7 protein-coding genes are annotated in these 12,752 nt (G+C 68.4%); all 7 read right to left on the reverse strand.

All coding sequences use genetic code 11. The features are described from left to right. Positions 1 to 1,554, reverse strand: a complete 1,554-nt coding sequence (locus tag DMB80_RS23065; RefSeq protein ID WP_111511994.1) for an acyl-CoA carboxylase subunit beta — start codon at positions 1,552 to 1,554, stop codon at positions 1 to 3. Next, positions 1,551 to 6,974 (reverse strand): polyketide synthase Pks13, encoded by a 5,424-nt coding sequence (gene pks13, locus DMB80_RS23070; RefSeq protein WP_111511995.1) that lies wholly within the window; start codon positions 6,972 to 6,974, stop codon positions 1,551 to 1,553. The genes DMB80_RS23065 and pks13 overlap by 4 nt, the downstream gene beginning before the upstream one ends. A gap of 62 nt (positions 6,975 to 7,036) precedes the next feature. Further along, complete coding sequence (gene fadD32, locus DMB80_RS23075; RefSeq protein WP_111511996.1) at positions 7,037 to 8,926, reverse strand: long-chain-fatty-acid--AMP ligase FadD32; 1,890 nt, start codon at positions 8,924 to 8,926, stop codon at positions 7,037 to 7,039. A 174-nt stretch (positions 8,927 to 9,100) separates the two neighbouring features. Further along, positions 9,101 to 10,123, reverse strand: a complete 1,023-nt coding sequence (gene culp6, locus DMB80_RS23080) for a carboxylesterase Culp6 (RefSeq protein WP_046365095.1) — start codon at positions 10,121 to 10,123, stop codon at positions 9,101 to 9,103. Positions 10,124 to 10,137: 14 nt separating this feature from the next. Further along, positions 10,138 to 10,629: a DUF732 domain-containing protein gene (locus DMB80_RS23085; RefSeq protein ID WP_240431351.1), complete on the reverse strand. Its 492-nt coding sequence runs from the start codon at positions 10,627 to 10,629 to the stop codon at positions 10,138 to 10,140. Positions 10,630 to 10,676: 47 nt separating this feature from the next. Then, positions 10,677 to 11,561: an esterase family protein gene (locus DMB80_RS23090; protein WP_111512010.1), complete on the reverse strand. Its 885-nt coding sequence runs from the start codon at positions 11,559 to 11,561 to the stop codon at positions 10,677 to 10,679. 132 nt (positions 11,562 to 11,693) lie between these two features. Beyond that, the gene (locus tag DMB80_RS23095; protein ID WP_111511997.1) at positions 11,694 to 12,725 is read right to left on the reverse strand and encodes an esterase family protein; all 1,032 of its coding nucleotides are present in this window, start codon (positions 12,723 to 12,725) and stop codon (positions 11,694 to 11,696) included. Positions 12,726 to 12,752 lie beyond the last annotated feature (27 nt).

Here is a 12,752-nt window from a genome sequence, read left to right on the forward strand (position 1 = left end):
CTAGATGGGCGTCAGGCCGTGTTTGCGCAGCACCTTCGGGAACGGTTGCTTGTCGCGCAGCAGCTTCAGCGACTTGCGCAGCAGCAGCCGCGTCTCGTGCGGTTCGATGACACCGTCGATGTATCCGCGTTCGGCCGCGATCCACGGAGTCGCCATGTTGAGGTTGTAGCCCTCGATGAAGTCCTTGCGGATCTTCTGCACCTCGGGCGCGGTCGGATCCGGGAACCGCTTCACCAGCAGCTGGGCCGCACCCTCGGCGCCGATCACCGCGATGCGCGCCGTCGGCCACGCGAAGTTCAGATCCGCCGAGAGCTGCTTGGACCCCATCACCGCGTAGCCGCCGCCGTAGGCCTTGCGGACCACGATGGTGACCTTCGGGACATCGGCCTCGACGATCGCGTTGAAGAAGCGACCGCCACGCTTAATGATGCCGTTCTTCTCCTCCTCGACACCGGGCATCGCGCCCGGGGTGTCGACGACGAACACCAGCGGCAGGTTGAACGAGTCGCAGAACCGGATGAAGCTCGATGCCTTGTCCGACGCCTCGCTGTCCACGGCGCCGGACAGCACCATCGGCTGATTGGCGATGACCCCGACCGGCCGCCCGTCGACCCGGGCGAACGCCGTGATCATCGCCCGGCCACGCTGGTCGGCGACCTCGAAAACGTCGCCGTCGTCGAAGATCCGCAGCAGGATCTCCATCATGTCGTAGGCCTGGTTGTCCGAGTCAGGCACGATCGTGTCGAGCTCGAGATCGTGCGGCGTGATCTCCGGCTCCAGCCCGGGGTTGACGATCGGCGCGTCGTCGAAGTGGTTGGCGGGCAGGAAGCTCAGGTAGTCGCGCACGTACTGATACGCGGCCGCCTCCGACTCGACGACCTTGTGGATGTTGCCGCGCTGCGCCTGGACGTCGGCGCCGCCGAGCTCGTCGAACGTGACGTCCTCACCGGTGACGTCCTTGATGACGTCGGGGCCGGTGATGAACATGTAGCCCTGGTCGCGCACCGCGACGATCAGGTCCGTCTGGATCGGCGAGTACACCGCACCGCCGGCACACTTACCGAAGATCAGCGAGATCTCGGGCACCAGCCCGCGCAGCATCTCGTGGCGGCGGCCCAGCTCGGCGTACCACGCCAGCGATGTCACCGCGTCCTGGATGCGCGCGCCGGCCGAGTCGTTGATGCCGATGATCGGGCAACCGACCATGGCCACCCACTCCATCAGCCGGGCGACCTTGCGGCCGAACATCTCTCCGACCGAACCCTGGAAGACGGTCTGATCGTGGCTGAACACACCCACCGGGCGACCGTTGATGGTGCCGTGCCCGGTGACCACACCGTCGCCGTACAGCGCGTCGGGATCACCGGGGGTCTTCGCCAGTGCGCCGATCTCGAGGAAGCTGCCCGGATCGAGAAGCTCGTGGATGCGTTCCCGGGCGCTCGGGATGCCCTTCTTCGCCCGCTTCGCGACGGCTTTCTCGCCGCCCGGCTCCTTGGCGAGCTCCAGCTTCTCCCGAAGCTCGGTCAGCAGTTCCGCCGTCGTTTTCGTGGTCACTTGCTCTCGCTCTCGATCACGGTGATCGCCTCACTCAGGTGAGCCCCGACCTTGGCAATGTACGGCTCGTCGATGACCTGGATGTGCTCGCCCCCGACCGGCACCACTTCGAGATCCTCGACGAACTCGCCCCACCCGCCGTCGGGCTGACGGACGGCGTAGCGCGGCTCGAAGAAGATCGCGTCATCGTGGTAGCGATCGGCCATGTACAGCGTGACGTGACCGTCGTAGGGCTGGATCTCGGCGGTCTCGAGCAGCCGGTTGTCCAGGTACGACGTCCGCTGGTGCTCGATGATGCCGCCCGGGATCTCCACCCCGGCCTGCTGCACCGCGTCGAGCACGTAGCGGACCTGCCCGTCGTCGTCGAGCGCCTCGAGCTCCTCGTACGGGATCTCGGGGATCTCGACGTTGAAGGTGCGCTGCGCGAACAACGCGTAGCGATCCCAGCGGGCGCGGGTCTCCTCCTTGGTCTGCGGGATCTCCTCGCCCGGCCGGACCATGTCGATCAGCCCGACGAAGCGCACGTCGGCGCCGGACTGCTTGAGCCCGATAGCGCAGGCATAGGCCAGAGCCCCACCCAGCGACCAGCCGACCAAGATGTAGGGGCCGTCGCCCTGGATCTCCCGCAGCTTCGGCAGGTACTCGGCGGCCCGCTCCTCGACCGAACCCTCGACGCGCTCGAACCCGTACATCGGGGTGTCCGGCGGCAACCGCTTGAGCAGCGGCTCGTACACCACCGTCGACCCGCCCGCCGGATGGAACACGAACACCGGGATGCGCGTCGACCCCTCGGGCCGGGCCCGGATCGTGCGGACGAACCCGTCGACCTCACCGGCGTCCATCAGATCGCGCACGACGGTGGACAGGTCCTGGATGGTGCCGGCGGCCTTGACCTGCTCGGCGGTCACCTCTCCGTCGGCGCGCTCGGAGAGCCGCTCGGCCAGCTTCTGCGCGGTGGCGTCGTCGATCGACGGCAGGTCGTTGAAGATGCCGCCCGGCGACTTCCCGGTGACGATCGCCCACGTCGCGAACGTGACGCGTTCGGCGGCGTCACGCGGCGGCACGTCTGCGCCGAGCGCCTCGGTGACCGCTTCCTGCGTCAGCACCTTCGCGGCGAGGCTCGCGGCGCTGGGCTTGTCGGCGCTCGGGGCGCTCGGACCGGACGGATCGGTCGGCGGGGGCGGGATGCCCGGGCCTGACGGGTCGGTCGGCGGAGCGGGGACCGCGACATCAGACAGCGGAGCGGGGACTGTCAGGTCCTGCTGGGCCTCGACGCTGTCGGTCGCGATCTGCGTCGCGTCCTGCTCTGCCGGTGCCGCAATGGGGTGACCCGCCTCGGCGAGCTTGGCCTCGAGTTCGGCGACCGTGCTCGCCCCGCCCATCATCTCGGCCTGCTCGGCCGCGATCTCCTCCGCCGTCTTGCCCTTCTGGGCCTCGGCGAGCTGGTCCACCTCGTCGCGGTGCTCGATCGCGTAGGCGATCAGCTTCTCCACCGCGTACAGGTTGGCGTCGCGCACCGCGGTCAGCTGGATCGGCGGCAGGTCGAAGTCGTATTCCACGCGGTTCTTGATGCGCACCGCCATCAACGAGTCCAGGCCCAGCTCGATCAGCGGCACCTCCCACGGCAGGTCCTCGGGCTCGTACCCCATCGCCGAGCCCACGATCGTGCCGAGCCGCTCACCGATGGTCTCGCCGGACTCCGGGGACCACTTGGCGAAGCTCGCACCGAGGTTGGCCCCGGCAGTGAGGTTGTCGGCCTCGAACCCCGGTGTCTCTTCGGGCTCCTCGACCGGCGCCGCGACAGCCACTTCGGCGACGGTGCCCGCACCCACGGCCGTCGGCAGCGCGGTCTGCGCACCGTTACGGCTGACGATCGCGTCGTAGACCAGGGTGAACGACTCGTCGATCCGCGCATGCACCTGCACGCTCGCCCCGCCAGGATGGCGGGTCAGCGTGGTGACCAGACGCGAGCCCTCCGCAGGGACCGCGCGCTGCTCGGAGGCAACCAGCTTGGCATCCGGAAGGACCATCGCCGCAGCACTTTTCACCAGCGCGGCCAGGTCAGCCTCGGCACGTGGCGAGAACTCCCACACGTGCCGACCGTCGGGCGTCGCCACATGGCTGCCCGGCATCACCGACGAGCTGTCGCCGGTGAAGTGCGCATCCAGCCAGTGCGGCTTGCGCCTGAACCGGGTGGGCGGGATGTTCGCGAAGTCCAGCGACCCGGCCAGCCCGCGTGACGTCCGCGGGAACAGGGTGCGGAAGTCGAGGTCGTGGCCGTGCACGAACAGGTGCGCCATGGCCGTGGTCATCGAGTCGACCTCGTCCTGCTTGCGCGCCAGCGTCGGAATCAGCTGCGCGTCATGCAATCCCGCGTCCGCAGTGGTGAGACCGGCCTGCATCAGCGCGACCGGGTTCGGCGCCAACTCCAGGAACGTGGTGTGCCCGTTGTCGACGGCGTTGCGGATGCCGTGGGTGAAGTAGACGCTGTGCCGCAGCCCCTTCTTCCAGTAGTCCACGTCATGGATCGGGTCGGCGCCGGCACGAATGAGGTTGCCCTCGTGCACCGTCGAGTAGTAGGCGACCTGCAGCGGATGCGGTTCGATGCCTTGCAGTTCCGCGGCCAACTCGCCGAGCAGCGGATCCATCTGCGAGGTGTGGCTGGCGCCCTTGGTCTGGAACTTGCGGGCGAACTTGCCCTCCGATTCGGCGCGGGCGATGATCGCGTCCACCTCGTCGGGCGGCCCGCCGATCACCGTCTGCGTCGGCGCGGCGTACACGCAGACCTCGAGGTTCTTGAAGTCCGAAAACACCGTCTCGATCTCGTCGGCCGAGTACTCCACCAGCGCCATCAGCCGGATGTACTCGCCGAACAGCATCGCCTCGCCCTCACCCATCAGGTGGCTGCGCGAGCAGATGGTACGGGTCGCGTCCTCCAGCGAGAGGCCGCCGGCGAAGTAGGCCGCGGCCGCCTCGCCCAGCGACTGGCCCACCAGCGCACCGGGTTTCGCGCCGTGCGACTTGAGGAGCTCACCGAGCGCGATCTGGAGCGCGAAGATGGCCAGCTGCACCTTCTCGATGGGCAGCTCGGTGGTCTCGTCGGTGTAGTCGATCGCGTCGTCGAGAATCAGCTCCAGGATGGAGAAGCCGCGCTCGTCTTGAATGAGGCTGTCGACCTTGTTGATCCACTCGGCGAACGTCTCGTCGCGCAGATAGAGGCTCTTGCCCATCTTCCGGTGCTGGGCACCGAATCCGGCGAGCACCCACACCGGCCCGTTCGTGACCGGGCCGTCGGCACTGATGACGAGCGGGGTGGGCTTGCCGTCGGCGATGGCGCGCAGACCCTTGATCGCCTCGTCGTGATCGTGGGCCAGCACCACCGCGCGTGAGCGGCCGTGGTTGCGCCGCGACAGCGAGCGGCCGATCGACTCCAGCGACGACGCGCGCCCCTCGGGGCTGTCGATCCAGTCCGCCAGCTCGGCGGCGGCAGCCTTCTTGCGTGACGTCAGGAAGCCCGAGACTGCCAGCGGGACAATGGGTGTCGGGGGATTCTCGGCATCCGCGGCGGCCTGCTGCTCACGGGCGATCTCGAGCAGCCGCAGCGCCTCGTCCGTCAGACCCGGCAGCTCGTACTCACCCTCGGCGGTCGCCGCCGGGGTGTCCAGCGCGTCGTCGTCATCGTCGTCGAGGAATTCGCCGTACTCGTCCATCCGAACGCCGCCCACGTACACGGCTTTGGCGTCGTCGTTGGCGGGCGTCACGACCGCGACGTCGGCTTCGAGAGCAGGTTCGACCAGATCGCTGGCCAGCACCTCGCGCACCACCAGGTGGGCGTTGGCGCCGCCGAAACCGAAACCGGACACACCGGCGATGGCCCGGCCGCTGTAGCGCGGCCAATCGGTCGCCGTGTCGGCCACCTTGAGGTGTTCGCCCTCGAAGTCGATGTAGGGGTTGGGGCCGGCATAGTTGATCGACGGCGGAATCTTGTTGTTGCGCAACGCCAACGCCACCTTGGCCAGGCTCGCCGCGCCGGCGGCCGACTCCAGGTGCCCCACATTGGATTTCACCGCACCCAGCAGGGCCGGCTTGTCGGCGGCACGACCGCGGCCGATGACGCGGCCCAGCGCGTCGGCCTCGATCGGATCGCCGAGGATGGTGCCGGTGCCGTGCGCCTCGACGTAGTCGACGGAGCGCGGGTCGATACCCGCGTCCTTGTAGGCCCTGCGCAGCACGGCTTCCTGGGCGTCGGGATTCGGCGCCAGCATGCCGTTGGAGCGGCCGTCGTGGTTGACCGCACCACCGGCGATCACGGCGAGGATGTCGTCCCCGTCGCGGCGCGCATCCTCGAGGCGCTTGAGCACGATCATGCCGCCGCCCTCGGAGCGGGCGTATCCGTCGGCGTCGGCGGAGAACGACTTGATCCGGCCGTCGGAGGCGAGCACGCCGCCGACCTCGTCGAAGCCGAGCGTGACCAGCGGGGTGATCAGGGCGTTGACCCCACCGGCGAGAACGACGTCGGCATCCCCGGCGCGCAGCGCCTTCATGCCCTCGTGCACGGCCACCAGCGCCGACGAGCAGGCCGTGTCGATGGCCATCGACGGGCCGCGGAAATCGAAGAAGTAGGACACCCGGTTGGCGATCACCGCACTCGAGTTACCGGTGATGGCATAGGGATGAGCGACGGTGGGGTCGGCGACCGACATGAACATGTAGTCGTTGACCGAGCTGCCGACGAACACGCCGACATTGCCGCCACGCAGGCTCGACGCGGGAATCCTGGCGTGCTCCAACGCTTCCCATGTCAGCTCGAGCGCCATCCGCTGCTGCGGGTCGATGTTGTCGGCTTCCATCTTCGACAGCGCGAAGAACTCGGCGTCGAAGCCCTTGATGTCGGACAGGTAGCCGCCCCGGGTGCGGGCCTTGGCCACCCGCTCGGCGATACGCGGCTCCGACAGGAACTCCGACCACCGCCCCTCGGGCAGATCGGTGATCGCGTCGCGGCCCTCGAGCAGCGCTTCCCACGTCTGGTCGGGGGTGTTCATGTCCCCGGGGAAGCGGGTGCCGACACCGACGATCGCGATGTTGAGTCGGCCCTCGTCCCCGTGGCGTGACCAGTCCTCGGCGTCCAGGGCGGCCAGATCCTCTTCGGGCTCACCCTCGATGATCACCGTCGCCAGCGACTCGATCGTCGGATGCCGGAACGCCACCGTCGCGGTCAGCGTCACGCCGGTCAGGTCCTCGATGTCGCTGGCCATGGCCACCGCGTCACGCGAGGACAGACCCAGCTCGACCATCGGCGTCGACTCGCTGATGGAGTCCGGCGACTGCCCGGTGGCATTGCCGATCCAGTTGCGCAGCCACTCCCGCATCTCGTTCACGGTCATGTCGGGTACGCGCGGATTGTTCTGCGGCTCAGCCATGTTCACTACCTCACGATCGGCAGGCAGCCGAGGGCCGCCTGTGCCGTTGCTGTTGGTGGACGTCAGTCCGTTTCATCGGGGAAGGCGTTGGCCACCTTGCCGCTGCGCAGGCTGCCGTCCAGGTATGCCGAGCGGCAGGCGCGGCGGCCGATCTTGCCGCTCGACGTACGCGGGATCGCGCCGGCGGGAGTAAGCAGCACGTCGCGCACCGTCACACCGTGGCGCACCGCGATCGCCGCGCGGATGTCGTCGGCGATCGGCCCCATGTCCAGCTTGTGGGCGCCCGGTGCGCGCTCGCCGACGATGACGAGCTGCTCGGACGTGTCACTCGGGTCCCGCTTGAGACCCGAATGCGCATCGGCGAACACCTCGTCGGGCAACTGGTTGGCCGGCACGGAGAACGCGGCGACGAACCCGGTGCGCAGCGCCTTGGTCGACTCCTGTGCGGAGTACTCCAGGTCCTGCGGATAGTGGTTGCGGCCGTCGATGATGACGAGGTCCTTGGTGCGGCCGGTGATGAAGAGCTCGCCGTCGTGGTAGGCGCCGAGGTCTCCGGTGCGCACCCACGTCGCGTCGTCGGTGGCGCCCTGGGCGTGCGACGGCTCGGTGCGTGACTTCAAGATGTTGTGGAACGTCGCGGTGGTCTCGTCGGGCTTGCCCCAGTAGCCGGTGCCCATGTTCTGGCCGCTGATCCAGACCTCCCCGATCTGGCCGTCGGGCAGCTCACTGGCGGTGTCTGCGTCGACGATGACCGCCCACTCCGCGACACCGATCTTGCCGGCGCCGGCCTGCGCGACCGCCTTGGGAGAGTCGGCGGGCACCTCGACGAAGCGGTGCTTGTTGAGCTCGTCGCGGTCCACGTGGATGATCCGGGGCTCGGCGTTCATCGGTGTGGTCGAGACGAACAGCGTGGCCTCGGCCAGGCCGTAGGACGGCTTGATGGCCTGCGGCTTGAAGCCGAAGGGGCCGAACGCCTCGTTGAACCGGTTGACCGTGGCCGCCGAGATCGGCTCGCTGCCGTTGAGGATGCACTTGATGTTCGACATGTCGATGGGCTCTTCGCCCTCTTTGGGCACACCACGCGCGGCCGCGTGATCGAACGCGAAGTTCGGCGCCACCGAGATGGTGCCCCCGGTGTCACCTTCCTTGCGCGCCATCTCCCGGATCCACCGACCGGGTCGGCGGACGAACGCGGCAGGCGTCATGAAGGTGATGTAGTGCCCGAGCATCGGCGACAACAGCACGGTGATCAGGCCCATGTCGTGGAAGAACGGCAGCCAGGAGACGCCCCGGTCGCCCTCCTGCCCGTCGAGCGCCTCGATGACCTGGACCACGTTCGTGGCCAGGTTGAGGTGGGTGATCTGCACACCGGTCGGGATGCGGGTCGAGCCGGACGTGTACTGCAGGTAGGCGATCGTGTCGTGCTGGACATCGACCGGTTCCCACGTCGAGCCGACCTCGGTGGGCACCGCGTCGACGGCGATGACGCGCGGACGCTGGTTCGCCGGCCGGGTGCGGAAGAACTTGCGGACGCCCTCTGCGGCCGCGGTCGTCGTCAAGACCGCCGACGGCGAGCAGTCGTCGAGCACGGCGTGCAGCCGGCCGACGTGGCCGGGCTCGTTGGGGTCGAACAGCGGCACGGCGATCCGGCCGGCGTAGAGCGTGCCGAAGAACGCCACCAGGTAGTCCAGGTTCTGCGGGCACAGGATCGCGATGCGGTCACCGGGCTGGGTGACCTGCTGCAGGCGGGCGCCAATGGCGCGGTTGCGGGCGCCGAAGTCGGCCCACTTGAGGTCGCGGTACACCCCGTCACGCTCGGTCGAAAAATCCACGAACCGGTACGCCAGCTTGTCGCCGCGCACCTTGGCCCATCGCTCGACGTGCTTGACCAGGTTGCCGCTGTCCGGGAACTTGATCAGCCCGTCTTTGATGAACGGGTTGTGGAACGCCATCTCAACTCCAATCACATGGGATGAATCCCAAACCCCGAAATCGTACCGGGGTGACGGCCCCCCGCCCCTGAGCCGCCATCCGCGTCCTCGGAGAACGTGCTCTCCGAGCGTGTCTTAGATTTCCCTTAATGTTAGGCGACGCCCTGACTGCCGCCAAATTTTCGCGGTCACGTGTCAGCCATGTTTCGGCTGCGGAGCGTTATCGATCAGCTGCCGCGTCCAGTTCAGCGTCCAATCGGTGGCCGGCTGGCCGTCGATGTTCCAGAACTGCGGAGTGGCGTACATCGCATGGACGGGCTGTCCGGCCCCGCCGCTGAGCACCTCGAGCGTCTTCGGCAACTGCGTGATGTTGAACGCCGACGACGGCGCCGCACAGATCAGATCGCCGCGCGCGCAGATCTCGTTGGTGCGGTCGTTGAGCGCGCCGAAACCGCCCGGCCGCGGACCCGTCATCGTCAGACCCAGCGCGGAGAGCGTCGGCACCTCGTTCAACGTGATCTCCGCACCCTGGCCGTCCGGGTTGGGCCCGATGTCCTGGCCGACGCCGTCCTGGCGGCGGCCGTCGGCGACCAGGGTCACGCCGAGCACCAGATCCTGGTCCACCGGGCCCCGGCCGTTGCCGATGTCGCTGGCGATGTCCCCGGCGATCACCGCGCCCTGGGAGAACCCGATCAGCACGTAGCTGGTGAGCGGGCACCGGTTGTTCATGTCCGTCATGGCCTGCACGGCCGCCCGGGTGCCCTCGGTCCGGCTGTCGTTGTAGGACATCTGCTGATCGGCCGACAGCGGATTGTGGAACTGGGCTGTGTACGGAACCGTGAACACCTCGACCCGATCGTTCCCGAACTCGGCCCGGATCGGATTCGTGACGCGCAGCAGCAGCGCCGCCGGGAACTGCACGGGATTGAACGGATCGAGCGCCCGCGACGACTCCCATGTGCCGGGGATCGAAATCAGCTGGACGTCGGGGCAGCTCGCGTCCTGGAACTCCGGCCGCGGCTTGCTGGGCGCACCCGGCGACCCGGACGGCATCCCCGTCGGAGGCAGCGCGGTCGGCGGAATCGCCGTCGAGCCACCGTCGGGCCGCCGCAGCACGACGATCACGACGGCGACGATCAGCACGACGACGAGGCCCACCGCGCCGGCGGCGAACAGCGCCAGAAGGCGGTGGCGTTTACGCCGATTGGTCTTGGCCATGGGTTCGGGAGCTCCTAGCAGAGTTGATCGGTGGCGATGCGAATGTAGTCGGCGGTCTCGGCGTGCAGATGACTCGCCGACGGCGGCGCGCCGCCGGAGCTCATGACACCTTCGGAGGTCGGCTCGCTCGCGTCATTGCGGACCAGCGGCGCGACGAAGTCCCACACCGCCTGATCGGTCTGCCTGGCCGCGCGGGCCTGACACACGTACGAGCCGATGCTCAGGGCCGCGAGATCGCTGGACGGCGCCACCCCCGCGGAGCGCAGCGCGTCGAGATAGGCCCGTTCGCGGGGGGTGACCACCAGCGCGTTGGACGTGTTATCCGGCGCGGGCTGCCCGGGCAACTGCGCGCCGCCCTGCCCGTGCACGGGCGACGGCTCGATTTCCGAAGCGGGCCCGGCGACCATCTCGTCGGCGGCCCCGCAACCGGCCAGCCAGGACGAGGCGACCAGCACACACCCCGCCACACCTGCACCCGCCAACGCGGACCGTGACCTGTGATGCACGGTCTCCAACGTACCGGGGCTCCCGACCAGCGCCTGCCGGCGCTCGCCTACCGGATCGTGGTGGCGAGCTCTCCGCTCATCGCCCCCAGCTGCGCGCTCCACGTTCCCCAGTCATGGGTGCCACCGGCCGGGAAGTCGAAGTGGCCGTTACCGCCGCCGACGGAGCGGTAGTGCTGATAAAACGCGCGATTGCTGCCCTGGGCCTGGTCGCAGTAGCCGATCATCGCCGGCACGTCGGTGCAGGTGGTGGTCGACGGGCTGAAGACCCACAGGCGCGTGTTGTTGTCGGCCAGCAGCTGCACGTGGACGTCGGGGTCGTGCCACTTCCACCGGCCCAGCTGTGGCAGGCCCCACATGTTGCGGGTGTCGACGCCGCCGAATTGCGCCAGCCCCGCGGTGATCGCGCCGTTCATCGTCGTGTTCGACGGCGTCAGGAAGCCCGACAGCGACCCGGCGAAGCGATAGCGGTCGGGATGGAAGGCCGCCATCGTCATCGCGCCGGTGCCGCCCATGGCCGCGCCGACGATCCCGTGGCCGCCCGGCGCGAGCCCCTTGTTGGCGGCCAGCCAGTTGGGCAGTTCGTCGGCGAGGAACGTCTCCCACTGCTTGCTGCCGTCCTGCTCCCAGTTGGTGTACATGCTCCACGCGCCACCGGCCGGGGCCACCACCGAGATGCCCTTACCGGCCAGCGCGTTCATCGCATTGCCCGCGGTCACCCAGTTGCTGACGTCGGGCGCGCCGTTGAACGCGTCGAGCAGGACCACCGCGTGCGGGCCGCCGCCCTGGAACGCGACCGGGATGTCGCGGCCCATCGCCGCCGACGGCACCATCAGCATCTCGACGCCCTGAGCGTGGGCGGTAGCCACCCCGCCGGCGAAGCCTGCCGCGGCTGCCAGCACGACAGCCATCAATGTCCGGATCAGCCCACGCATCAACCCCACCTCTCGAATCACCGACCGCAACGTAGTGAACCACATCACCCCGACGGGCCGGGACGCAAAGCGACTGACGGCGGTGGCCCCCGAAGGGGACACCGCCGTCAGTGTGGTTCAGAGGTGAACGGACTAGCCGCCGTTGGCCGCGGCGTCGACCGGCACCGCCGGAGCCGACGGCTGCGGCACGGCGCCCAGCACGCGCTGCACGTCGGGCTTCATCTGCTGGAGCTGCTGGCCCCAGTAGCCCCAGTCGTGAGCACCGGAGGACGGGAAGTTGAACACCCCGTTGGTCCCGCCGTTGGCCAGGTAGGTCTCCTGGAACGTCCGGTTGGTGCGGATGGTCAGGCCCTCGAGGAACTTGGCGGGCAGGTTGTTGCCGCCCAGCTCAGAAGGCTTGCCGTTACCGCAGTAGATCCAGATGCGGGTGTTGTTCGCGATCAACTTGTTGATGTTGACGAACGGATCGTTGCGCTTCCAGGCGCTGTTGGGGTCCTCGGTCGGGCCCCACATGTCGTTGGCCTTGTAGCCACCGGCGTCACCCATCGAGATGTTGACCAGCGCGGGCCACCAGCCCTCGGACAGGTTCAGGAAGCCCGACAGCGACCCGGCGTACTGGAACTGATTCGGGTGGTAGATCGCCAGCGTCAGGGCGGCCGAGCCGGCCATCGACAGGCCGACGGCCGCGTTGCGGTTGGGGTTCACACCCTTGTTGGCCGCGAGGTAGGCGGGCAGCTCCTGCGTGAGAAACGTCTCCCACTTGTAGGTCTGGCAACCGGACTTGCCGCAGGCCGGCTTGTACCAGTCGCTGTAGAAGCTGGACTGGCCGCCGACCGGCATGATCGTCGCCAGGCCGGAGTCGAGGTACCACTCGAACGCCTGGGTGTTGATGTCCCAGCCGTTGAAGTCGTCCTGTGCACGCAGACCGTCGAGCAGGTAGATACCGGGTGCGTTGGGTCCGCCGCTCTGGAACTGCACCTTGATGTCGCGACCCATACCGGCCGAGGGCACCATCAGGTACTCCACCGGCAGACCTGGGCGTGAGAACGCGCTCGCCGTTGCGGAGCCGCCCACGACACCGATCACGGCGGGCAACACGGCTGCCACCAGGGCCGCGATCGTGAGCCGTCGCGCATTGGCGCGCAGCCTTGAACCGAACTTCATGCTTTGTTGTGTCCCATCTTTTCGTAC

The sequence above is a fragment of the Mycobacterium kyogaense genome (assembly GCF_003254575.1).
GTDB classification, from domain to species: domain Bacteria; phylum Actinomycetota; class Actinomycetes; order Mycobacteriales; family Mycobacteriaceae; genus Mycobacterium; species Mycobacterium kyogaense.